Source organism: Roseovarius sp. A46 (assembly GCF_004126395.1).
GTDB classification, from domain to species: Bacteria; Pseudomonadota; Alphaproteobacteria; order Rhodobacterales; family Rhodobacteraceae; genus Roseovarius; species Roseovarius nitratireducens.
Window position 1 is genome coordinate 53744 of record NZ_PVWS01000012.1, and the last position, 23091, is coordinate 76834.

At 66.6% G+C, this 23091-nt stretch carries 24 protein-coding genes and 1 other RNA gene; 20 read left to right on the forward strand and 5 right to left on the reverse strand.

Annotation, left to right across the window (positions count from 1 at the left end; genetic code table 11):
- Window positions 1-76: 76 nt before the first annotated feature.
- From fabD to mltG, 6 genes are all read left to right on the forward strand, one after another.
- The gene (gene fabD, locus C6W92_RS08285) at window positions 77-1015 is read left to right on the forward strand and encodes an ACP S-malonyltransferase (protein ID WP_129432533.1); all 939 of its coding nucleotides are present in this window, start codon (window positions 77-79) and stop codon (window positions 1013-1015) included.
- A gap of 29 nt (window positions 1016-1044) precedes the next feature.
- Window positions 1045-1782, forward strand: a complete 738-nt coding sequence (gene fabG / locus C6W92_RS08290; RefSeq protein WP_104017640.1) for a 3-oxoacyl-[acyl-carrier-protein] reductase — start codon at window positions 1045-1047, stop codon at window positions 1780-1782.
- Between the two features lie 241 nt (window positions 1783-2023).
- A complete protein-coding gene (locus tag C6W92_RS08295) occupies window positions 2024-2257 on the forward strand; it encodes an acyl carrier protein (protein WP_104017639.1) in 234 nt (77 codons plus the stop codon).
- Between the two features lie 258 nt (window positions 2258-2515).
- Entirely contained in the window at window positions 2516-3259 is a 744-nt protein-coding gene (locus C6W92_RS08300; RefSeq protein ID WP_129432534.1) for a 1-(5-phosphoribosyl)-5-[(5-phosphoribosylamino)methylideneamino] imidazole-4-carboxamide isomerase, read from the forward strand.
- 98 nt (window positions 3260-3357) lie between these two features.
- Window positions 3358-4617 (forward strand): beta-ketoacyl-ACP synthase II, encoded by a 1260-nt coding sequence (gene fabF, locus C6W92_RS08305; protein WP_129432535.1) that lies wholly within the window; start codon window positions 3358-3360, stop codon window positions 4615-4617.
- The gene (mltG, locus tag C6W92_RS08310) at window positions 4617-5774 is read left to right on the forward strand and encodes an endolytic transglycosylase MltG (RefSeq protein ID WP_129432536.1); all 1158 of its coding nucleotides are present in this window, start codon (window positions 4617-4619) and stop codon (window positions 5772-5774) included. The genes fabF and mltG overlap by 1 nt, the downstream gene beginning before the upstream one ends.
- A gap of 98 nt (window positions 5775-5872) precedes the next feature.
- Here mltG and phaZ read toward each other — a convergent pair whose 3' ends face one another.
- A complete protein-coding gene (phaZ, locus tag C6W92_RS08315; protein ID WP_129432537.1) occupies window positions 5873-7150 on the reverse strand; it encodes a polyhydroxyalkanoate depolymerase in 1278 nt (425 codons plus the stop codon).
- 104 nt (window positions 7151-7254) lie between these two features.
- Between phaZ and phaC the strand changes: the two genes are divergently transcribed.
- The 4 genes from phaC to C6W92_RS08335 all read left to right on the forward strand — a co-directional run bounded on the left by phaC (window position 7255) and on the right by C6W92_RS08335 (window position 11335).
- Complete coding sequence (phaC, locus tag C6W92_RS08320) at window positions 7255-9063, forward strand: class I poly(R)-hydroxyalkanoic acid synthase (protein ID WP_129432538.1); 1809 nt, start codon at window positions 7255-7257, stop codon at window positions 9061-9063.
- Between the two features lie 131 nt (window positions 9064-9194).
- Window positions 9195-9641 carry a phasin family protein gene (locus tag C6W92_RS08325; RefSeq protein ID WP_129432539.1) on the forward strand — a complete coding sequence of 149 codons (447 nt, stop codon included), beginning with the start codon at window positions 9195-9197 and terminating at the stop codon, window positions 9639-9641.
- 145 nt (window positions 9642-9786) lie between these two features.
- On the forward strand, window positions 9787-10365 hold the full coding sequence (gene phaR / locus C6W92_RS08330) for a polyhydroxyalkanoate synthesis repressor PhaR (protein WP_129432540.1): 579 nt from the start codon (window positions 9787-9789) through the stop codon (window positions 10363-10365).
- A gap of 4 nt (window positions 10366-10369) precedes the next feature.
- Window positions 10370-11335 (forward strand): LysR family transcriptional regulator, encoded by a 966-nt coding sequence (locus tag C6W92_RS08335; protein WP_129432541.1) that lies wholly within the window; start codon window positions 10370-10372, stop codon window positions 11333-11335.
- Here C6W92_RS08335 and C6W92_RS08340 read toward each other — a convergent pair.
- Window positions 11330-11785 (reverse strand): nucleoside deaminase, encoded by a 456-nt coding sequence (locus tag C6W92_RS08340; RefSeq protein ID WP_129432542.1) that lies wholly within the window; start codon window positions 11783-11785, stop codon window positions 11330-11332. The genes C6W92_RS08335 and C6W92_RS08340 overlap by 6 nt on opposite strands.
- Before the next feature lie 63 nt (window positions 11786-11848).
- On the opposite strand from C6W92_RS08340, the gene C6W92_RS08345 reads away from it, so the two are divergent.
- Window positions 11849-12658 carry a pseudouridine synthase gene (locus C6W92_RS08345; protein WP_104017716.1) on the forward strand — a complete coding sequence of 270 codons (810 nt, stop codon included), beginning with the start codon at window positions 11849-11851 and terminating at the stop codon, window positions 12656-12658.
- 54 nt (window positions 12659-12712) lie between these two features.
- Here the strand turns inward: C6W92_RS08345 and C6W92_RS08350 are convergent, their stop codons facing one another.
- The gene (locus C6W92_RS08350) at window positions 12713-13405 is read right to left on the reverse strand and encodes a metal-dependent hydrolase (protein WP_129432543.1); all 693 of its coding nucleotides are present in this window, start codon (window positions 13403-13405) and stop codon (window positions 12713-12715) included.
- Between the two features lie 124 nt (window positions 13406-13529).
- Here C6W92_RS08350 and gatC point away from each other — a divergent pair, with 124 nt between their 5' ends.
- The 6 genes from gatC to C6W92_RS08380 all read left to right on the forward strand — a co-directional run bounded on the left by gatC (window position 13530) and on the right by C6W92_RS08380 (window position 17751).
- Window positions 13530-13817, forward strand: a complete 288-nt coding sequence (gene gatC / locus C6W92_RS08355; RefSeq protein WP_129432544.1) for an Asp-tRNA(Asn)/Glu-tRNA(Gln) amidotransferase subunit GatC — start codon at window positions 13530-13532, stop codon at window positions 13815-13817.
- A 2-nt stretch (window positions 13818-13819) separates the two neighbouring features.
- The gene (gene gatA / locus C6W92_RS08360; RefSeq protein ID WP_129432545.1) at window positions 13820-15307 is read left to right on the forward strand and encodes an Asp-tRNA(Asn)/Glu-tRNA(Gln) amidotransferase subunit GatA; all 1488 of its coding nucleotides are present in this window, start codon (window positions 13820-13822) and stop codon (window positions 15305-15307) included.
- A gap of 37 nt (window positions 15308-15344) precedes the next feature.
- The gene (locus C6W92_RS08365) at window positions 15345-16085 is read left to right on the forward strand and encodes a hypothetical protein (protein WP_129432546.1); all 741 of its coding nucleotides are present in this window, start codon (window positions 15345-15347) and stop codon (window positions 16083-16085) included.
- Window positions 16069-16785, forward strand: a complete 717-nt coding sequence (locus C6W92_RS08370; RefSeq protein WP_241691105.1) for an N-acetylmuramoyl-L-alanine amidase — start codon at window positions 16069-16071, stop codon at window positions 16783-16785. The genes C6W92_RS08365 and C6W92_RS08370 overlap by 17 nt, the downstream gene beginning before the upstream one ends.
- Before the next feature lie 12 nt (window positions 16786-16797).
- Window positions 16798-17205, forward strand: an RNA gene (rnpB, locus tag C6W92_RS08375) — RNase P RNA component class A.
- Between the two features lie 36 nt (window positions 17206-17241).
- Window positions 17242-17751, forward strand: a complete 510-nt coding sequence (locus C6W92_RS08380; protein ID WP_129432548.1) for a DUF2244 domain-containing protein — start codon at window positions 17242-17244, stop codon at window positions 17749-17751.
- 103 nt (window positions 17752-17854) lie between these two features.
- On the opposite strand, the gene C6W92_RS08385 is transcribed toward C6W92_RS08380, so the two are convergent.
- Window positions 17855-18313, reverse strand: a complete 459-nt coding sequence (locus tag C6W92_RS08385; RefSeq protein WP_129432568.1) for a GatB/YqeY domain-containing protein — start codon at window positions 18311-18313, stop codon at window positions 17855-17857.
- 153 nt (window positions 18314-18466) lie between these two features.
- Between C6W92_RS08385 and carA the strand changes: the two genes are divergently transcribed.
- Both carA and C6W92_RS08395 read left to right on the forward strand, forming a co-directional pair.
- Window positions 18467-19615 carry a glutamine-hydrolyzing carbamoyl-phosphate synthase small subunit gene (gene carA, locus C6W92_RS08390; RefSeq protein WP_129432549.1) on the forward strand — a complete coding sequence of 383 codons (1149 nt, stop codon included), beginning with the start codon at window positions 18467-18469 and terminating at the stop codon, window positions 19613-19615.
- Between the two features lie 106 nt (window positions 19616-19721).
- The gene (locus tag C6W92_RS08395; protein ID WP_129432550.1) at window positions 19722-21662 is read left to right on the forward strand and encodes a glycosyltransferase; all 1941 of its coding nucleotides are present in this window, start codon (window positions 19722-19724) and stop codon (window positions 21660-21662) included.
- Here the strand turns inward: C6W92_RS08395 and C6W92_RS08400 are convergent.
- Window positions 21603-22247: a GntR family transcriptional regulator gene (locus tag C6W92_RS08400; RefSeq protein WP_129432551.1), complete on the reverse strand. Its 645-nt coding sequence runs from the start codon at window positions 22245-22247 to the stop codon at window positions 21603-21605. The genes C6W92_RS08395 and C6W92_RS08400 overlap by 60 nt on opposite strands.
- A gap of 106 nt (window positions 22248-22353) precedes the next feature.
- On the opposite strand from C6W92_RS08400, the gene C6W92_RS08405 reads away from it, so the two are divergent.
- The gene (locus C6W92_RS08405; RefSeq protein WP_129432552.1) at window positions 22354-22998 is read left to right on the forward strand and encodes a pyrimidine 5'-nucleotidase; all 645 of its coding nucleotides are present in this window, start codon (window positions 22354-22356) and stop codon (window positions 22996-22998) included.
- The last annotated feature ends 93 nt before the right edge of the window (window positions 22999-23091 follow it).

Here is a 23091-nt window from a genome sequence, read left to right on the forward strand (position 1 = left end):
CACGCGCGGGCTTTGGCGTTGCCACGCGCGGCGCGGCGATGTATCGGGGGGCGATTTTTCACGGGGAGGTGAACAGATGAGCCTGGCATTCGTATTTCCGGGGCAGGGCGCACAGGTGATCGGCATGGGGCGCGATCTCGCCGCTGCCTATCCGGCGGCGCAGGCCGTGTTCGACGAGGTGGACGAGGCGCTGGGAGAGAAGCTGTCGGCGCTGGTCTGGGAGGGCGAGCAGGACGCGCTGACGCTCACGCAGAACGCGCAGCCCGCGCTGATGGCCACCTCGCTCGCCGCGATGCGCGCGCTCGAGGCCGAGGGGGTGACGCCCGGTGCCGCCGCCTTCGTCGCCGGGCATTCGCTGGGGGAATATTCCGCGCTCGCCGCCGCGGGCGCGCTGGGCGTGGCCGATTGCGCGCGGCTGTTGCGCATCCGGGGTCGCGCCATGCAGGAGGCGGTGCCGGTGGGCGTGGGCGCGATGGCCGCCCTGCTGGGGCTCGATTTCGACACCGCGCGCGCGGTGGCCGAGGAGGCGGCGCAGGGCGAGGTCTGCCAGGCTGCCAACGACAACGACCCCGGGCAGGTCGTGGTCTCTGGCCACAAGGCGGCGGTGGAACGCGCGGTGGAGATCGCCAAGGCCAGAGGTGCGAAGCGTGCGGTGCTCTTGCCGGTGAGTGCGCCGTTTCACTGCGCGCTGATGCAGCCCGCTGCCGACGCGATGGCCGCCGCGCTGGCCGAGGTCGAGATCACCGCCCCCGCCGTGCCGCTGGTGGCCAATGTGCGGGCACGCGCGGTCACCGACCCGGCGGAAATCCGCGCGCTGCTGGTCGAGCAGGTCACCGGCTCTGTGCGCTGGCGCGAATCGGTGCAATTCATGGGCGGCGCGGGTGTGACCGGGATTTGGGAGATCGGTGCGGGCAAGGCGCTGTCGGGTATGGTGCGTCGCATCGACCGCGCCATCGCCTGCCGCGCCATCGCCACGCCTGCAGAGGCGCAGGACGCCGCCGCGTCGCTCGGTTGAGCCGCGCATCACAGTTTGGAGAGGTCATCATGTTCGATCTGACGGGAAAATCCGCGCTCATCACCGGCGCGTCGGGCGGTATCGGGGCCGCCATCGCGCGGGCGCTGCACGGGGCGGGGGCCAGTGTGGGGCTGTCGGGCACGCGCACGGCCCCGCTTGAGGCGCTGGCCGAAGAGCTGGGCGCGCGCGCGCATGTGCTGCCGTGCAACCTTGGCGATGCGGAGGCGGTCGAGGCGCTGCCCAAGCAGGCCATTGCCGAGATGGGCAGTCTCGACATCCTGGTGAACAATGCCGGGATCACCCGCGACCAGCTGTTCATGCGGATGTCGGACGATGACTGGTCCGAGGTGCTGAACGTCAACCTTACCTCGGCGATGCGGCTGTGCCGGGCCGCCGTGCGCCCGATGATGAAGGCGCGCTGGGGCCGGATCGTCAATATCGGCTCGGTCGTGGGGTCGATCGGCAACCCGGGCCAAGTGAACTATTCCGCCGCCAAGGCGGGGCTGGAGGGCATGACCAAGTCGATCGCCCACGAGGTGGCCACCCGCGGCATCACCGCCAACGTGGTGTCGCCGGGGTTCATCGCGACGCCGATGACCGACAAGCTCACCGACGATCAGAAGGCCGCGCTTTTTGCCAAGATCCCGGCCGGGCGCATGGGCACGCCCGAGGAGGTCGCCACAGCCGCGCTCTATCTCGCGAGCCCGGGGGCGGGCTATGTCACCGGCACCGTGCTGCACGTCAATGGCGGGCTGGCGATGATCTGAGGCGGGCGGGTTTTCGCCTTTGCCGGGTGCGGTGAAATCATTTGCCATTGCCCTCACCTGTGCTATAGGCCACGCAGCTTTTCCGGGGGAGGCGCGGTTTCCCCCGGTGGCCTGACCGCATCCCCAATGGATCGCACCGGCAGGCAGCGCCGCCCGCGACGGGCATCATCGACAGCCATCCCCGAGGGGGCTGGGGCAGACCAAGGGGCGGAGACGCCCGACACAGAATGAGGAACGAGACATGAGCGATATCGCTGACCGCGTGAAGAAGATCGTGGTGGAACATCTGGGCGTCGAGGAAGACAAGGTCGTGGACAAGGCGTCCTTCATCGACGATCTGGGCGCAGACAGTCTCGACACGGTCGAACTGGTGATGGCGTTCGAAGAGGAATTCGGCATCGAGATCCCCGACGACGCGGCCGACACCATTCAGACGGTCGGCGACGCGGTGAAATTCATCACCGAAGCATCCTGAACCATAGCCGCTTGCGGCGCGCTTGGGGGCCCTGCCGGATGGCGGGGCCTTTCGCGTTTCGGACAGGGGGGCGCTGCCCCCGTCGCGCCGTGGGCGCGACTCCCCCGGAATATTTCGGGCAAGCTGAAGCCGCAGGATGCGGGCACGGCGGGAAATGGTGCTATCATGCCGGTATGAGACCAGCGGCGCGCGGAGGAAACGGACTATGAAATGCCTGACCCGGTATGTCTGCCGGTCACTGCTTTGAGGACTTCGGCAATGATCATCTATCCGACTCTGGAACTCATGGACGGCAAATGCGTGAGCCTCACGCGCGGGCGGCTCGACGAACCTGTTCTGTGGCATGTCGATCCGGTCGAAACCGCGCGCGGATTCGCGCGGGCGGGGGCCGAGTGGATGCACCTGACGGACATGGACGGGCTGAAGGGCGGCGACGCCAACAACGCGCTGATCGAGGAGATCATCCGCGCCGCCGGTATCCCCGTTCAGCTTGGCGGCGGGTTTCGCACGCGCGACTCGGTGACCGGCTGGATCGACCGCGGCGCGGGGCGGATCGTGGTCGGCACGCTGGCGGTGCAGGACCCAGATTGCGTGCGCGAACTGGCCAAGTATCACCCCGATCAAATCGTGGTGGCGGTGGATGTCTTCCAGGGGCAGCTGATGACGCATGGTTGGCAAAGCCCGTGCGCGATCAGCGCCGAGGATTTCATCGCCGCTTTCGACAACGTGCCGCTGGCCGCGATCCTGATCACCGATATCGACGCCGATATCGAGGACAGCGACGGCAGCCTCGGGGTGATTTCCGGCCTCGCGTCCAAAACGCGCCACCCGGTGATCGCGCGCGGCACCGTGCGCAGCGTCGATGACGTGGCTCGGCTCAAGTATATTCCCAACATATCCGGCACGCTGATCGGTCGCGCGCTGATGGCGCGCGATATCGATCTGGGCGAGGTGCTGACGCTTGCGCGGCCGACCGCCGAGCCGACCGCAGAGTTTCTCTGACGCCGCGAACCGGGTGCGGGCGTGCGCCCGCGCCCTTGCCCCGCCGCCCCAAGCCGGGGTAAGAGCGGCGGGAAGTGAAGCAGTGAAAGGTCAGCATCATGCGGCGTGTCGTTGTCACGGGGCTGGGGCTTGTGACCCCGCTCGCCGATGGGGTCGAGGAAAGCTGGAGCCGTCTTCTGGACGGTCAGTCGGGCGCGGGGACGATCACCCGGTTCGACCCGGCGAACGTCCTTACCAAGTATGCCTGCGAAGTGCCATATGGCGATGGCAGCGATGGCACCTTCGATCCTGACCGCTACATGGAGGCCAAGGAGCGGCGAAAGGTCGATCATTTTATCCTCTTTGGCATGGCCGCCGCGCAGCAGGCGGTTGAGGATGCGGGCTGGACGCCGGAGGATGCAGAAAGCCTCGAGCGTACCGGCGTGATGATGGGGTCGGGGATCGGCGGGCTGCGCTCGATCGAGGAGACCACGCTCATCATCCGCGACAAGGGGGTGCGGCGGGTCTCTCCCTTCTTCATTCCCGGCGCGCTGATCAACCTCATCTCCGGGCAGATCAGCATCCGCTACGGCTTCAAGGGGCCCAACCACTCGGTGGTGACCGCCTGCGCAACGGGTGCCCATGCCATCGGCGACGCCGCGCGGCTCATCATGTTCGGCGATGCCGACGTGATGGTGGCGGGCGGGGCCGAGGCGGCGATCTGCGAGATCGGGATCGCCGGGTTCAACGCCTGCAAGGCGCTCTCGACCAAGCGGGCGGACGACCCCAAGGCCGCGAGCCGCCCGTATGATACCGAGCGCGATGGCTTTGTCATGGGCGAGGGTGCGGGGGCCGTCGTGCTCGAGGAATACGAGCACGCCAAGGCGCGCGGCGCCAAGATCTACGCCGAGATCCTGGGCTATGGCCTGTCGGGCGATGCCTATCACATCACCGCGCCGTCGGAGGATGGCGACGGCGGCCTGCGTGCCATGCGCGCGGCGCTGCGCAATGCCGGGCTGGAGCCTGCGGCGGTGGATTACGTCAACGCGCACGGCACCTCGACCATGGCTGACACGATCGAATTGAAGGCGGTCGAGACGCTATTGGGCGACGCGGCGGGCAAGGCCACGATGAGCTCGACGAAATCCGCCACCGGCCACCTGCTTGGTGCGGCGGGCGCGATCGAGGCGATCTTCTCGATTCTCGCGGTGCGTGATCAGGTCGCCCCGCCGACGATCAACCTCGACAATCCGGCGGCGGCGACACCGATTGATCTGGCTCCCAATGCCAAGCGCGAGCGCCGGATCGACGTGGCGCTGTCCAACAGCTTTGGCTTTGGCGGCACCAATGCCGCGCTGCTGGTGGGGAAACCGCGCTGATGTGGCGCCACATCGCTTCGAACTTGCTGACACTGCTGGTGGTGATGGTGTTCCTGCTGGGGGGGATCATACTGTGGGGACAGTCGCAATACACCGCGACCGGACCCCTGAAAGATGCGATCTGCCTGCGCGTGCCGCCCGGCACCACCATGCGCGGCGTGTCGCGCGACCTCGAGGCCGAGGGCGCGGTGACAAGCGGCACGATCTTTCGCGTGGGCGCCGATTACGCGGGGCGCGAGGACGACCTGAAGGCCGGAAGCTGGCTCATCCCCGAGGGTGCGAGCATGGCCGAGATTACCGACCTTGTAACCCGGGGCGGGGCGAGCACCTGCGGAACCGAGGTGGTCTGGCGCATCGGCGTGACGGATACCGAGACGCTGGTGCGCGTACTTGACCCGGCGACCGCCGAATTCGTCGAGCGCGCACGCTTCGATCCGGCGCAGGAGGAGGCCCTACCCGAGATATACGTGACCATGCGCGACCGCGCCGATACCCGCTATCGGATCGCCTTTGCCGAGGGCATCACGAGCTGGCAGGCAGTGGAAGGGCTGAAAGCCGTGGACGTGCTGACGGGCGAGGTGGCGGAGGTGCCGACCGAGGGCAGCCTGGCCCCGGACAGTTACGAGGTGAGCGCGGGCGACACGCGCGAAAGCGTGCTCGCGCGAATGACGCAGGCGCAGGAGGCGATTCTTGCCGCCGCGTGGGAGGGGCGCGCCGACGGGCTGCCGCTGGAGAGCGCCGAGGAGGCGCTGATCCTCGCGTCGATCATCGAGAAGGAGACCGCGGTCGCGGATGAGCGGGGCCGCGTGGCGAGCGTATTTGTCAACCGGCTGCGGCGGGGGATGCGATTGCAGACCGACCCGACGGTGATTTACGGCATTACCGAGGGCCGCGGCGTGCTGGGACGGGGCATCCGGCAGAGCGAGCTGCGCGGCGAGACGCCTTGGAACACCTACGTGATCGACGGGTTGCCACCCACGCCGATCGCCAATCCCGGCCGCGCCAGCATCGAGGCAGCGGTAAATCCGGCAGACACCGAATACGTCTATTTCGTCGCCGATGGCAGCGGCGGTCACGCCTTTGCCGAGACGTTGGCCGAGCATAACCGCAACGTCGCTCGCTGGCGCGAGCTCGAGGCCGAGCGCACGGAGAACTAGCGTATCAAAGGGGAGAGCCGGAACGCGCGGCGCGTGTCGCGCAGAGGGCGCGTGTTTGCCGTGACCGATGCCGTGTGTCGGAGCGCCTTCGTCCCCGTTCAGCCAGCGGCGGTGTTGCGGTTGGCGGGCTTGGTGGCCTGGTGGCGTCCGGCATTGGCGTCGATGAAGTCGAGCACCAGCGGGCGGATGTTGTTGCGCCAGGACCGGCCCGCGAAAATGCCGTAATGGCCGGCCTCGGGTTCGAGGTAGCTGGCCTTCATGCTGTCGGGCAGCCCGGTGCACAGATCGAGCGCGGCGACGCACTGGCCGGGGGCCGAGATATCGTCCTTGCCGCCCTCGACGGTCTTGACCGCGACATCGGTGATCTTGCCGATATCGACGTGGTGGCCGTTCACGGTGAACCGGTTCTGCGCGATCTCCAGCCCCTTGAAGATGCGCTCGACGGTGGACAGGTAGAATTCAGCGGTCATGTCCATCACCGAGAGATACTCGTCGTAGAAGCGGTTATGGGGGTCGTTATCGCTGGCATCACCCTGCGCCACACGCAGGATCTGGTCGGTGAAGGCCTTGGCGTGGCGCTCTGAGTTCATGGAGATGAAGGAGGCAAGTTGCAGAAGACCCGGATAGACCTGCCGCCCGACACCCTTGTAGAGGAAGCCGACGCGCTGGATCATCAGCTCTTCGAGCTGGCCCATGGTCACGCGGCGACCGAAATCGGTGACGTCGGTGGCGGCGGCGTCGGGATCGACCGGCCCGCCGATGAGCGTCAGGGTGCGCGGCTGTGCCTCGGGCTCGATCTCGGCGAGGTAGGCGGTGGCGGCGAGCGCCAGCGGGGCGGGCTGGCAGACCGCGATCACGTTGATCTCGGGGCCCAGCTCCTTCATGAAATCGACAAGGTAGAGCGTGTAGTCCTCGATATCGAACTTGCCCTCGGACACCGGGATGTCGCGCGCATTATGCCAGTCGGTGACATAGACCTCGCAATTGACGATCAGCGATTTGACAGTCGAGCGCAGCAGCGTGGCGTAGTGGCCGGACATGGGCGCCACCAAGAGCACCTTGCGCGGCTGTTCGGCGCGGCCCGAGACGTTGAAATGGATGAGATCGCCGAACGGGCGCGACACCACCGTTTCGATGTTGACGAGGTGGTCCCTGCCGTCCTCGCAGGTGAAGGTGCGGATGCCCCAGTCGGGCTTGGCCACCATCCGCTCGAAGGTGCGTTCGGTGACCTGTCCCCAAGCCGACATCCATTGAAAGGCGGGGTTTGGCAACATGCTGAAAAGCGGATAGGATGCGAAGGAGAGGGCGGAGGCACCAAACCATTGATTGGCGTTGCGGAAAGATTCCATCAGGTCGTAGGTGGACATCTGGCGCATTGTCTTCTCCTTTCGCGGGAAGCTGAGGGCGATCGACGCGGGCAGCTTCGCATTTGCGAAACGGTATGCTGCATGGCAGAAATTGTTAAGGGGAAATGTTCAAAATGACAACGCAAGACGATGTCGCAGGCGCAAACATCGAGAAACTCAATGAAAATCTTGCGAAGGTCGAACAGTTGTCGCAGCGGTTGATCCAGGCACTGGCCGCCCGAAACCCCGCGAATCCCACGCTGAACACCCCGTCGCAGGAGCTTTTCACCACGGCCGCGACCTCCTACTGGACCGAGATGCTGGAGAATCCCGGCAAGCTCTACGAGCAGCAGCTCGACTACTGGGGCAAGTCCGTGCGCCATTTCCTCGACGCGCAGCAGACGATGCTGCGCGGCGGTGACGAGGACGAGGCGGAGGATGCGCCCGACCCGCTCGCCGGGGACAAGCGGTTTGCCAACCCGCTGTGGGACAGCCATCCGTATTTCAAATACGTCAAGCGGCAATACGCACTCAACACGCAGGCGATCGAGAAGGCGCTTGCGGAGATCGACGAGGACCTGCCGGACAAGGACCGCAAGCGGCTCGGTTATTTCGCGCACCAGATCATCGACTTGATGTCGCCTACCAATTTCCTCGGCACCAACCCCGACGCGCTGGAACGCGCGCTGGAGACCGAGGGCGAGAGCCTGGTGAAGGGGCTGGAGAACCTGATCGCCGACCTGGAGGCCAACGATGGCGAGATGGTTGTACGGTTGGCCGACGACAAGGCGTTCGAGCTGGGCGAGAATATCGCCACCACGCCGGGCGAGGTGGTCTATCGCAACCGGATGATGGAGCTGATCCAGTACGCGCCCGCGACCGAGGAGGTCCACGCCACGCCGCTGGTGATCTTTCCGCCGTGGATCAACAAGTTCTACATCATGGATCTCAAGCCCGAGAACAGCCTGATTAAGTGGATCACCGAGCAGGGCTATACGTTGTTCGTGGTGAGCTGGGTCAATGCGGATGCCAGCCATGCCGAGGTGGGCCTCGAGGAGTATATCGAGGAAGGCTACCTGACCGCGATTCGCGAGATCAAGGCGATCACCGGCGAGAAACAGGTCAACGCCGTGGGCTACTGCATCGCGGGGACCACGCTACACCTCGCGCTGTCGCTGATGGCCAAGCGCGGCGACAAGTCGGTGAAATCGGCCACGTTCTTTACCGCGCTCACGGATTTTGCCGAACAGGGGGAATTCACCCCGTTCCTGCAGGACGATTTCATTGACGGGATCGAGGTGGAGGTAAACGCGCAGGGTGTACTGCGCTCGTTCATCATGGGGCGGACCATGTCGTTCCTGCGCTCGCGCGACCTGATCTATCAGCCCGCGGTGCGCAAATACATGATGGGCGAGGCGCCGCCCGCGTTTGACCTGCTCTACTGGAACGGCGACGGGGCCAACCTGCCGGGCCGGATGACGATGCAGTACCTGCGGGGCCTGTGCCAGCGCAACGAATTCGTCGAGGACGGATTCGAGATGTGCGGCGAGCGGCTGCATATCCGCGACGTGAAAATCCCGCTGATGTCCGTGACCTGCGAGACCGATCACATCGCTGCGTGGAAGGATTGCTATCGTGGTTTTCAGCAGACCGGATCGAAGAACCGCACCTTTATCGTCTCGGAATCGGGCCATATCGCCGGGATCGTCAACCCGCCCGCCAAGAAGAAATACGGCCATTACACCAATGACGACCTGAGCGGCACGGCGGACGAGTGGATGGCTGGCGCGACACGGCACGATGGATCGTGGTGGCCGCGCTGGGAGGCGTGGCTGAAGAAACGATCGGGCAAGATGGTCCCGGCGCGCGAGCCTGGCGACGCCGAGCACCCGCCGCTTGCCCCCGCCCCCGGCACCTACGTGCGCAAGAAGGCGACCACCTGACGCGGCGCGAGGCGGCTTTCGCGAATTTTTTGCTGCAGCGCAGAAAAAACTTGAAATGCTGCACTGCAGCAAGTATATTCCTGTCAGTAGCAAAGAAGCGGCCCCCCCGCTGTAACCGAAAGGACGAGACAATGACCAAGACCACTGATTTCACCGCGATGTTCAAAGACGTCATGGGCAACTTCCCCGTGGACTCCAAGGCCATGGAAGATACGTTCAAGAGCCAGGCGGCCCTGAACGAGAAGCTGTCGGGCGTTGCCCTGTCGGCTGCCGAGCAGTCGACCGAGATCTCCAACAAGTGGACCAAGGAGACGCTCTCCAAGCTTAGCGAGATGTCGAAAGCCAAGACCGAGCCCGCCGACTACGCCAAGGCCATGACCGATTTCGCGTCGGCCAATGCCGAAGTCGCCGCCGAGCACATGGCTGCCTTCGCCGAAGTGGCCAAGAAGGTGCAGATGGAAACCGTCGAACTGCTGCTCGCCTCGGGCAAGACCATGCAGGAAGACGCCGCTGCCGCCGTCAAGAAGGCCAGCGACGACGTGACCGCAGCCACCAAGAAAGCCGCCACGTCCAAGTAAGGCGCGAGCGAACAGCAGGACGCGTCTCAATCCCCTCCCAAGCGGGACGCGCTTTTGCCGGGCGAGCCGAAAGGCTCGCCCTTTCATTTTGCTGCGCCTGCGTCTAAGGTTTGCCGCAGCGCTGCATTCCGCGGGAGGATCCCCCTTGGCCGATACGAATAAACCGCTCCTGATAAAACGCTACGCGAGCCGGCGTCTCTACAATACCGAGACCTCTGATTACGTGACGCTCGAGGATATCGCCGGCTTTATCCGCGAGGGGCGCGAGGTCCAGATCATCGACCTGAAATCCGGTGACGATCTCACGCGGCAATACCTGCTTCAGATCGTCGCCGAGCACGAGAGCCGCGGCGAGAGCGTGCTGCCCATCAACGTGCTCAACGACCTGGTGCGCAGTTATACAACGCAGGCCACCAGCGTGGTGCCGGAATTCCTGGCCGCCAGTTTCGAGATGCTGCGCGACGGGCAGTCCAAGATGCTCGAGAACATGACCAAGGCCAATCCGCTCGCCACGATGCCGGGGATGGAGGCGATGCGCAAGCAGCAGGAGGCCTTCGTCAAGGCGATGACCGGCGGTCTTGGCGGGCTGGGCGGCACCGGGCCGGGCACGAGCCGGGACGAGAACGACGACACCGGCAAGAGCGACCACGCGGACGACGATCTCGACACGATCCGCAAACAGCTTGCCGAGTTGCAGGACAAGCTGTCCAAGCTCGACAAGTAACACGATGGTCGAGAAAAGCGGCCGGATCACGCTCTGGGGTATCGAGGTATTCATGGCCGCCGCCGACGAGCGGTCTATCTCTGCCGCCGCGCGGCGGCTGGGGGCAAGCCCCTCGGCGGTGAGCCAGCAATTGACCAACCTCGAAGGCGCGGTGGGCGCCACGCTGTTGCAACGCAACGCCCGGCCCATCCGCCTCACGCCGGCGGGCGAGATCATGCACCGCCGCGCGCAGGCGATCCTGAACGAGGCGGCGCAGGCGCGGGTAGAGCTGGCGATGTCGCATCTCACCACGCTCACGCGGTTCCGCCTCGGCATGATCGAGGATCTGGAGGCGGACGTGACGCCGCAGCTTCTGACCCACATGGCGGGCGAGTTGAAGGGCTGCCAGTTCCTGCTGGAGACGGGCGCGAGCCATTACCTCTACGATCAGCTCGATGCGCGCGCGCTCGACATCATCGTGTCGGCGCAGCTTGGCGATGGCGCGGACTGGACCGAGGTGCACCCGGTGCTGCGCGAGCGCTTTGTCGTGGTGGCGCCGCGTGGCGCGATCCGGCCGGACCGCGATATCCTGCGCCAGCTCAAGTGGCTGCCGCTCATCCAGTACACGCAGCGCCATTACATGGGACGGCTCATTTCGGCGCACCTGGCGCGCGAGAACCTAAACCTGCCCTACCGGTTCGAGCTCGACAGCTATCACTCGATCCTGGCGCTGGTGGGGCAGGGCACGGGCTGGTCGATCCTGACGCCGCTGGCGCTGATGCGGGCGCGGCGATTCGCCGATCAGATCGACGTGATGGAGCTGCCGCTGGCACCGCTGACGCGCACCATCGCCGTCACCGCGCGCAAGGGGATACTGCAGGACATGCCCGAGACGCTGGCCGCGCGGCTCAAGCCGGTGCTGTCCGAAACCATTGTCGCCCCTGCGATCGCGGCGCACCCGTTCCTTGCCGACGGGGTGACGATCCTATGAGCCGCGCCGCGCGGTAAAGAAGGTGGTGAGCAGCGTTTCGGCCTCGATGGCACCGATGCCGTCATAGACCTCTGGCACGTGGTGGCATTGCGGATGTGCGAACACCCGCGCCCCGTGCGCCACCCCGCCCGATTTCGGATCATCAGCGCCGTAGCACAGCCGCGCGATCCGCGCCGCAGAGATGGCGGCGGCGCACATGGCGCAGGGTTCCAGCGTGACGTAGAGCGCGTGGCCCGGCAGCCGCTCGGACCCAGCCGCGGCGCAGGCCATGCGGATGGCGAGGATCTCGGCATGCGCCGTGGGGTCATTGAGCTCGCGGGTGCGGTTGCCTGCGCGCGCCACGACCGCGCCCGAGGGCGCCACGACCACCGCGCCAACCGGCACCTCGCCGCGCCCGGCGGCGGCCCGCGCCTCGGCAAGCGCGACCTGCATGTGACCCTGGGACACCATGCGCCGCTTGTGGCGTGCGCATGTCCCTTTCGCAAGCCCCGGCTTTGCGCTATGCGCGCGGGCATGGACAGCAACACCCCCAAGGGCGAACGCATCGCCAAGGTCATCGCCCGCGCAGGCCGCGCCAGCCGCCGCGAGGCCGAGCGCCTGATCGAGGCGGGACGTGTCACGGTAAACGGGCAGAAGATCACCCGCGCCGCGCTCAATGTCACGCCCGCCGACCGCGTGACCGTGGATGGCCGCGCGCTCGACGCGCCAGAGCCGCCACGGCTGTGGCTCTACCACAAGCCGCGTGGCCGCGTGACCACGACGAGCGACGAGCAGGGCCGTGCCACCATCTACGACGACCTGCCCGAGGACATGCCCCGGGTGATGAGCGTGGGCCGGCTCGACCTTAATTCCGAGGGGTTGCTATTGTTGACCAATGACGGCGCGCTCAAGCGGCGGATGGAGCTGCCCTCGACCGGCTGGCTGCGCCGCTACCGGGTGCGCGTCAACGGCACGCCCGACGATGCCACGTTCGAGCCGCTGCGGCAGGGGCTCACGCTCGGGGGCGAGCGGTTCCAGCCCATGACCGTGACGCTCGACCGCCAGAAGGGCGCCAACGCCTGGGTGACGGTATCGATTCGCGAGGGCCGCAACCGCGAGGTGCGCCGCGCGATGGAGGCGGTGGGACTGATCGTCAACCGGCTGATCCGGCTCTCTTACGGCCCCTTCCAGCTCGGCAATCTCAAGCCCGGCACGGTGGAGGAAATCCGCCCCCGCGTGCTCCGCGATCAGTTGGGGCTGAAGGACGAGGACGACGGCAAGGACGCCAAGCCCAAATCGAAGGCCAAACCGAAGCCACAGCGCAGCCGCCGCCCGCGCTCCTGATTTCATCTTGCCGCAAGTATCCCGGGGGCGTGGGGGCTGGCCCCCACACCGCGCTCAGAGTTCTATCGCTTCCATCACCTGCGGCTCGATCACGTCGACGCCCGGCAGCGCCTCGGTCAGCGTCTCCGCGGATTGTTCGAGCAGCGGGAAGGTGCGGTAATGGCACGGGATCACCGTCTTGAAATCGAAGAAGGTTTTGGCCGCGTAGGCCGCGCGCGCCATGTCCATCGTGAAATGCCCGCCCGCGCAGAGGATGCCGATATCGGGGGCGTGCAGATCGTTGAAGACCTTCATGTCGGCCATCACGTCGGTGTCGCCCGAGACGTAGATCACGTGGCCCTCTCCCTCGATCATGTAGCCGCATTCGCTGCCCGTCACTCGCGGGCCGTCGGGCGTGGCGATCGAGGTGGAATGGGTGGCGTGGACCATCGTCACGGCAACGCCGCCGAGATCGACGGTGCCGCCCTTGTTGAAGCCCACGGTCTCGATCTTTTCGGCCTCGGCCCAGTGCGACATCAGGTCGAACTGTCCCACCACCGGCACGCCGAGGCGCTTGGCGAGCGGCAAGAGGCCGTTGATATGGTCGAAATGGGCGTGGGTGACGAGGATATGGGTGGCGCCCGCGGTGGCCGTCTCGTGTTGGTCCTCGGGCAGCATCGGGTTGCCGTCGAGCCACGGATCGACGAGCAGGATCTGCCCCGCGATCTCGATGCGGAAAGAGCTGTGTCCGAGCCAGGTGATGCGCATGGGGGTCTCCTTCGCTGTTGGTCGGGGAGAGATTAGCAGGCATGGGCCGCAAGGAAAGGGGCCACCGCTTGCCTCTGCCCGCGCGCGCGGGTAAACGCATCCCGACCCGATCATGGAGAGGCGCATGTCGATAGACCTTGAGACCGCCGCCCGCGTGGCCAAGCTCGCGCGGATTCGCGTGGATGAGGACGCGCTGCCCGCGCTGGCGCAGGAATTCAACACCATCCTCGGCTTTATCGAGCAGTTGGGCGAGGTCGATGTCGAGGGGGTAGAGCCGATGACGAGCGTCACGCCCATGCGCCTGAAGCGGCGTGCAGACGAGGTGACCGCGGGCGGGATGCAGGAGCGGATTCTCTCGAACGCGCCGGACGCGCGCGAGGGATTCTTTGCCGTGCCGAAAGTGGTGGAGTGAGCATGTCTGAGCTGAACGCGATGACCATCGCCGGGGCGCGCGACGCGCTGCGCCGTGGCGAAGTGACGAGCCTCGAGCTGACCGACGCCTGTCTCGCAGCCGCCGAGGCGGCGGGGGCGCTCAACGCCTTTGTCCATCCCACCCCCGATCTGGCGCGCGAGCAGGCGCGGGCGGCGGATGCGCGGTTGCACGCGGGCGATGCGCCCGCGATGTGCGGCATTCCGCTGGGGATCAAGGATTTGTTCTGCACCAAGGGGGTGCCAAGCCAAGCGGCGAGCCGCATCCTCGACGGCTTTCGCCCGGAATACGAATCAACCGTGACGCAGAATCTCTTCGATGCGGGCGCGGTAATGCTGGGCAAGCTCAACATGGACGAGTTTGCCATGGGCTCTAGCAACGAGACCTCGGCTTACGGCAACGTGGTCAACCCGTGGCGGCGCGGCAATGACGAGGCGCCTCTCACGCCTGGAGGCTCTTCGGGGGGCTCGGCGGCGGCGGTGGCCGCCGATCTGTGCCTTGCCGCGACTGGCACCGATACCGGCGGCTCGATCCGGCAGCCAGCCGCTTTCGCGGGGATCACCGGGATCAAGCCGACCTACGGGCGCTGCTCGCGCTGGGGGATCGTGGCCTTTGCCTCGTCGCTCGATCAGGCCGGGCCGATGACCAAGTCGGTGCGCGACGCGGCGATCATGCTCTCTGCCATGTGCGGGCACGATCCGAAGGACAGCACCTCGGCCGATTATCCGGTTCCGGACTTCGAAGCAGCGCTTTCGGGGGATATCCGGGGCAAGGTGATCGGGATTCCTAAAGAGTACCGCATGGACGGCATGCCCGAGGAGATCGAGGCGCTGTGGGCGCGGGGCCGTGAGATGCTGGCCGATGCGGGCGCGGAGATCCGCGACATCTCGCTGCCGCACACGAAATACGCGCTGCCTGCCTATTACGTGATCGCGCCTGCCGAGGCCTCGTCGAACCTCGCGCGGTATGACGGGGTGCGTTACGGCCACCGGGCGAAACTTGCCCAGGGCGACGGCATCACCGAGATGTACGAGAAGACCCGCGCCGAGGGCTTTGGCGCGGAGGTGCAGCGCCGGGTGATGGTGGGGACCTACGTGCTGTCGGCCGGGTTCTACGACGCCTATTACAACCGCGCGCGCAAGGTTCGCACGCTTATCAAGCGCGATTTCGAAGAGGTATTCGCCGCAGGCATCGACGCGATCCTGACGCCGGCTACGCCCTCGGCGGCCTTTGGCCTGGGCGAGATGGCAGAGGCCGACCCGGTGCAGATGTATCTCAACGACGTGTTTACCGTGACGGTGAACCTCGCCGGGCTGCCGGGCATCGCGGTGCCCGCGGGACTCGACCGGCAGGGGCTGCCGCTGGGATTGCAACTGATCGGGCGGCCGTGGGAAGAGGGCGATCTGCTGAATACCGCGCATGCGCTGGAGCGGGCGGCGGGCTTTGTGGATAAGCCGGCGAAATGGTGGTAAATCCCGCGACGATGCGGGTCTGGACGGGATGATGCGGATGCGGTTGACGCTTGGTTTTGTGGTTGTGGCGGCGCTGGCCGCCTGTGCCCCGGCGATCCCCGACAGCGGGGCCGGCGTGGGATTCGAGGATTACGATACCTACCAGCGCGAAAAGGCCGCGCGTGAGGCGGCGCTGGCGGGAGAGACGCTGCCGCGGCCTGACGCGATCTCTGAAGAGCCGCTCGATGCTACAGGGGGCGCGACCGAGGCCCCCGAAGCCTCTGAGGCCGAGCGCATCGCCGCCGACGCCGAGGCGGCATTGGAAGCGACCGGATCAGGGACCGACTCGGGGGATGAACCGCTTCAGGCCAGCCCGTCGAACCCGGCACCTGCCGTTGTCAACGATGTCGGTATCTCGCGGGAGAACAGCTTTGACGCGGTCGATTCCGAGCGTTCGATAGAAGAGGACGCCGCCCGCATCGCGCGCAATCGCGAGCAGTATGAGGTGGTCCAGCCCGAGGAGGTCGGCACGCGCCCGGGCGACGTGGGCCCCAACATCGTGGAATACGCACTGTCCTCGAAGCACCCGGTCGGCACGCAGCTCTATTCCCGCAGCGCGTTCGCGACGGAAGCGCGCCACGTGCGCAACTGCGCGGAATATTCCTCGCCAGACCAGGCACAGCTCGATTTCCTGCGCAAGGGCGGGCCCGAGCGCGACCGGATGGCGCTCGATCCCGACGGCGACGGCTATGCTTGCGACTGGGATCCGGCACCGTTCCGCCGTGCCCTGGCCGACTGATCCGGGCGCGGGCATCGCGGCGTATCGGTCGCCCAACCGTGGGCCGCGCCGGGATGGGGCGCGGCCCGATCTCATCGTGCTGCACCACACCGCGATGGAGAGCGCCGAGGCGGCACTGGCGCGTCTGTGCGATCCCGTGGCGGCGGTCTCGGCCCATTACCTGATCTGCGAGCGGGGGCGCGTCTGGCAGCTAGTCGACGAGGATGCGCGCGCGTGGCACGCGGGGGCAGGGCGCTGGGGCGATGTGAGCGACGTCAATTCGCGCTCCATCGGGATAGAATTGGCCAATTGCGGCGACCATCCCTATCCGTGGCCGCAGATGGCCGCGCTGGAGACAGTGATGCGCGGGATCATGGCGCGACGGGCGATCCCGCCCGCGCGGGTGATCGCGCATTCCGACCTGGCGCCGGGCCGCAAGACCGATCCCGGCCCACGCTTTGACTGGCGGGGGCTGGCGCGTGCGGGGCTGTCGGTGTGGTCGGACGCCGGGGCGGAGGGGGTCGCAGACTGGCCGCGGTTCGAGGCGGCGGCGGCGCGGTTCGGCTATCCCGTGGGCGATGTGGACCGCGAGGCGCTGCTCGCGGCGTTTCGGCTGCGCTTTCGCCCGCATGCCACGGGGCCGCTGGACCGTGCGGATTGCGCGCGCATGGCCGATCTGGCGGCACGCTTTCCCGTTGACCGGGCAGGGCCGAACGCCTAAGCGATGGGGCGCGCGGAGGGCCGGATGGCCGCGACACCCCGGCAACGGGGTGGCGAGGAAAGTCCGGACTCCACAAGACGACGGTGCCGGGTAACGCCCGGCCGGGGCAACCCGAGGGAAAGCGCCACAGAAAACAGACCGCCCCGGTTACGACCGTGGCAAGGGTGAAACGGTGGGGTAAGAGCCCACCGCGGGACGGGCAACCGGACCGGCACGGCAAGCCCCACCGGGAGCAATGCCGAATAGGGACCGCGCGCGGGGCAGGTCGGGCAACCGATACCGCCCGCAGGCCACGTCTTGGCCCGGCGGTCCGGGTAGGCAGCTAGAGGCGCGCGGGCAACCGCGCGTCGAGACGAATGGTCATCCGAAGGGGGCCCCGCGCCCCCGGGACAGAATCCGGCTTACAGGCCCTCCGCGCGCTCTTTTCATTTCTGGCTGTCAGGCTACAAACGGGGCATGCCGTATCACTGGAGCAGCCCGCCGCAGGGCGCGGACCGCGATCTCGAACTTCAACTCTGGCCGCACCGGTCGCTGCCGCGCCGCGGCTTTGCCGCGTTCGTGCTGGCGACCTTCGCGCTCATCACCATCCCGCTCTACCCGCTTCTGGGCACGATGCTGCTGTGGGGGCTGTTGCCGTTCCTGTTGCTGGCGGTGGGCGGCGTGTGGTGGGGCCTCGAGGCGACCTATCGCAGCGCCCGGCTGCGCGAGGTGCTGACCATCACGCCCGACGAGCTGCGCCTCGTGCGCACCAACCCGCGCGGCGACGTGCAGGAATGGGCGTGCAATCGCTACTGGGCGCGGGTGCAGATGCATCCCGAGGGCGGGCCGGTGGAGCATTACCTGACGCTCAGGGGCGGTGGGCGCGAGGTGGAGATCGGCGCGTTCCTTTCGGAGGACGAGCGCAAGGCCCTGCACGGCGAACTGGCCGACGCGATCCGCCCACCCCCCGCGCCGATGACGGGATAAGGGGGCGGTGGTGTTGGTCCGTGGCGGACGATCGGGACAGCCCCCCGCGCGGCTCATCGCTGACTGCCCCTCCGCGCGCGCCAGGCCAGACCCGCGCCCCGCGTTAGCTTAGCCGCGCCTTGACCTGTGCGCCGACCGCGCCGAAATCCATCTGCCCGGCGTGGCGTTCCTTGAGCTTGGCCATGATCTTGCCCATGTCTCGAATCGAGGCGGCCCCGACATCGGCGATGGCGCGGTTGATGGCGGCGTCGATTTCCTGAGCGTCGAGCTGGCGCGGCAGGAATTCCTCGATCACCGCGATCTCGGCGCGTTCGCGCTCGGCAAGATCGACGCGCCCGCCTTCTTCGTAGGCGCGCACGCTCTCGTTGCGCTGCTTGACCATCTTGGCAAGGATCGCCCTGATCTCGGCATCGCCGAGCGCGGCGGCGTCGTCCGACCCGCGGCTGGCGATTTCAAGATCCTTGATCGCGGCGTTGATGAGCCTCAGGGTCGCGAGGCGACTCTGATCCTTGTCCTTCATCGCCTGTTTCAGCGCCTGACCGATCCGGTCACGTAACTCCATCAGGTCCATCCCCATGACCGTTTGCAAGGCATTAAGCCTAGCGGGTAGGCGTGGGCATGACAACCGTCCGGGCCGCGCATGGTGGTGGGTTGACCAAGGCAGGGGCTGGCCGTATTGATGCGCCGATTTACCCCCAGCCCGGAGACCCCCGCGATGGCCCAAGCGTCCAGACCTCACCCGACCGCCTGCCTTGCGCTGGCCGATGGATCGCTGTTCTACGGGCAGGGCTTCGGTGCCATTGGCGAGACGGTGGCGGAACTGTGTTTCAATACCGCGATGACCGGCTACCAGGAAATCATGACCGATCCCTCTTATGCCGGGCAGATCGTCACCTTCACCTTTCCGCATGTGGGCAATGTGGGGGTGAACACCGACGATGACGAGACCGCCGAGCCGGTGGCGGCGGGGATGGTCGTCAAGTGGGATCCGACCGAGCCGTCGAACTGGCGCGCCGAGGAGCATCTCTCGACATGGCTGGCGCGGCGCGGGCGCATCGCTATCGGGGGGGTGGACACGCGGCGGCTCACGCGCGCGATCCGCCAGCAGGGCGCGCCGCACGTGGCGCTCGCGCACGACCCTTCGGGCAATTTCGATGCCGCCGCGCTGGTGGCGAAGGCGCGCGGCTTTGCCGGGCTCGAGGGGATGGACCTCGCGCGCGAGGTATCGTGCCGGCAATCCTATCGCTGGGACGAGATGCGCTGGGCCTGGCCCGAGGGCTACAAGCGGCAGACCGAGGCACGCCACAAGGTGGTGGCGATCGACTATGGCGCTAAGCGCAACATCCTGCGTTGCCTGGCGAGCGCGGGCTGCGAGGTGACGGTGATGCCCGCCACGACCACCGCAGAGGAGGTGCTGGCGCAGCAACCCGACGGCGTATTCCTGTCGAACGGCCCCGGCGATCCGGCGGCCACGGGGGAATATGCGGTGCCGATGATCCGTGGTGTGCTCGACCGGGGGGTGCCGCTCTTCGGTATCTGTCTCGGGCACCAGATGCTGGCACTGGCGCTGGGCGGTCACACGATCAAGATGAACCACGGCCACCACGGTGCCAACCACCCCGTCAAGGAGATCGAGACCGGCAAGGTCGAGATCACCTCGATGAACCACGGCTTCGCGGTGGACGGGCAGAGCCTGCCCGATGGCGTGATCGAGACGCATGTCTCGCTGTTCGATGGCTCGAATTGCGGCATCCGGCTGAAGGACCGCCCGGTATTCTCTGTGCAGCACCACCCCGAGGCCAGTCCCGGCCCGCAGGACAGCTTTTACCTGTTTGAGCGGTTCGCGGACTCCATGGCCGGGTAAGCCCGCGATACCGTCAGCTTTTCTGCCAGCGTTAACCGCTTGTTAAAGGATCGTTAACCTTCCGCCCGCTAGCTTTTCCGAAGGGGACAGGCAGCGGAGGCCGGACATGGGAATTTCCGAGTTGCGTCAGGGCGGCTTTGACCGTCAGCGACAGAGCACGCGGGTGCCGATGCATCCGCTGGGCCGCGATCTGGTGCGCCAAGGGGTGATAAGCGGTGCCGATGCCACGCTCGCCGAGCTCGTGCAGCGGCGTTGCGATACCTCGCTCGATCGTATCCTGATGGCCGAGGGGCTGGCGCGCGAGGATGATCTCCTCACCGCTCATGCCCGCCGGATCAACGCAGAGCGGATCGAGGCGGACACCCTCACCGACATGACGCCGGTCGAGACCGGGCTCGACCCGCGCGTTCTGCTCAGGCACGGCGCGGTGATCTTGCGTGCCGAGGATGGACAGCCGCGGATCGTGAGCGACGGCGCCGAGCCTCTCGGTGCGTTACGCTCGGTGCTGCCCGCCGATCTGGCCGGTGCCCGGTCGCTTGTCGCCCCACGGGCGGCGATTCAGGGGCGCATCGCAGAGCTGCAGCGCGACGTGCTCCGAGATATGGCTGCCGCGCGCACGCCTGAAAACGAAAGCTGCCGAACCTGGGAGGCACATGCCAATGCACGGATGGGCCTGACCTTCGCGGTGCTGGCGGTGGCCTGCGCGCTCTGTCTGGTGTTTCCATTGGGGGTTTTCGGGGCGCTCGCCTTGTGGGCGGTGCTGACGCTGGTCGTGGCCGCCGGGCTCAAGATTACGGCTTTCATCGCTGCGATGACCGGACCGCGCGAACATGAAATGCCTGTTGCCGCGACAAATGCCCCGCTGCCACGCGTCTCGATCCTCGTGCCGCTGTTTCGCGAGACCGAGATCGCGCACGCGCTGGTGGCAAGATTGTCCCGGCTGACCTACCCCAAATGCCTGCTCGACGTGATCCTGGTTCTCGAAGAGGAGGACCGGCTCACGCAGGAGACGCTGGCCACCATCGACCTGCCGCCCTGGATCAGGCCGGTGATCGTGCCCGATGGCCAGCCGCGCACCAAGCCGCGGGCGATGAATTACGCGCTTGATTTCTGCCAGGGCGAGATCATCGGCATTTTCGACGCCGAGGATGCGCCCGACCCTGACCAGATCACACAGGTCGCGCGACGCTTTCAGACCGCGCCGCACGATCTCGCTTGCCTGCAAGGCGTGCTCGACTACTACAACCCGCGCCAGAACTGGGTGGCGCGCTGCTTCACAATCGAATACGCCACGTGGTTTCGCACGATCATGCCGGGTATGGCCCGGCTCGGGCTGGCGTTGCCGCTGGGGGGCACCACGCTCTATATCCGGCGCGACGTGCTTGAGAGTTTGGGGGGCTGGGACGCGCATAACGTGACCGAGGATGCCGATCTCGGCTTTCGCCTCGCGCGCCACGGCTATCGCACCGAGATGGTTGGCACGGTCACCGAGGAGGAAGCCAATTGCCATCCCTGGGCGTGGGTCAAGCAGCGCTCTCGCTGGCTCAAGGGCTATATGACCACTTACCTGGTGCATATGCGCGCGCCCCGGCAGCTTTACGCGCAACTGGGTGCATGGCGGTTCTGGGGGTTCCAGGCGCATTTCGTCTCGTCTGTCAGCCAGGTGCTGCTCGCGCCGGTTCTGTGGTCTTTCTGGCTCTTGTTGTTCGGGTTGCCCCATCCCCTCGAAGCGGTGGTGGCCTGGCCGCTCCTGGTGCTGCTTGGCAGTCTATTCCTCAGTGTAGAAGTGATAAACCTGAGTATCTACGCGCAAGCGGTCTCGGGGCGGCGGCATCGCCATCTTCTTGGATGGGTGCCGACCATGCACTTCTATGCCCCGCTGGCGGCGGTGGCCGCTTACAAGGCGCTCTACGAGTTGATCCTCAAGCCGTTCTTCTGGGACAAGACGGTGCACGGCCTGTCGATCGCCGCGCGCGGGCGGCGGCGGTCAGACGGTGGATTTGATCTCGCCGGAATCAAGCTTGAGCCGGGTCACGAAGGCCTTTGAGATGTGATCGCGCAGCGCCTGCGCGGCGGCGTCGCCATCGCGGGTCTCAATGGCTGTGACGATGGCATCGTGCTCGGTTAGCGCATCCTCGCCGCGGCCCTCGGCGGCGAGCGAGGTGGTCGCGAGGAGCGCCATCGAACGGTGCACGAGATCGAGTTGCTGGACCAGAAACCGGTTGTGCGAGGTCAGGTGGACCTGCTTGTGAAACCGGCGGTTGGCGCGCGCCATGTCCTGCGGGCGACCGATGAGCGCGCGGTCGTCCTCGACCATGTCGCGCAGCACGCGCATCTCCTCGGGCGTGGCGTGCATCGCGGCGAGACGCGCGGCCAGCCCCTCGAGCTCGGCGCGCACGGTGTATAGCTCGGAGAGCTGGTTGTAATCGAGCGAAGCGACGATCAGGCTGCGCCCGTCCCGGGTGAGCATGGATTGCGTCTCAAGCCGCTGGAGCGCTTCGCGGATGGGCGTGCGCGACACGCCGAAGCGTTCTGCCAGATCGCTTTCCACCAGCCGGTCGCCGGGCTTGAATACGCCGCTGTCGATGGCCTCGAGGATCAGTGAATAGGCATCAGTGCTCGGCGTTTTCATGGGATGGCGGTCCTTTATGCCAGTGAAACGGCAGCTTACGCGCTTTGAGAGCACGATCAAGCCCGGACGATTGCGCGGTGTGTCGCATTGGCCTATACGCGGGGTCATGGTCAGGCAGCATTTCACCCACGTCACGACATGGGTTTTTGATCTCGACAACACGCTCTACCCGCCGCAGGCGCGGCTTTTCGACCAGATCGAGGCGCGCATGACCTCCTTTGTCATGGAGTTCCTGCGCGTGGAGCGCGCCGAGGCAGACCGCATCCGGCACGCTTATTGGCGCGAGCACGGCACCACGCTGGCCGGGCTGATGCGGTGCCACGATCTCGATCCTGACCGGTATCTGCGCGAGGTGCACGACATCTCGCTCGACCATCTCGCGCCCGACCCGGACCTCGCGGGCGCGATCCGCGCGCTGCCGGGGCGCAAGATCGTCTATACCAACGGCTCGGGCGAGTATGCGGGTCGTGTGGTGGCGGCGCGGGGCCTGTCCGGGGCGTTCGATGCGGTCTATGGCGTGGAACATGCCGGGTTTCGCCCCAAGCCGGAGGCGTGCGCCTTTGCTGCCGTGCTCGAGCGCGATGGCTCGGAGGCCGGGCGCGCCGCCATGTTCGAGGACGATCCGCGCAACCTCGCCGCTCCGCACGACATGGGGATGCGCACCGTCCACGTTGCGCCCGAGCCGGTGCCGGCCACGCATATCCATTACCACACCGATGATCTCGGCGGGTTTCTCGCGCGGCTGGTCTGAGCCTCGGGGCCTGCGGCGAGACGTCTCTTTGAAGGGGGTGCGGGCCTGGCCTAGGTGACTGTCGAAGTCACCATTTTCGTGAAAGGACCGACC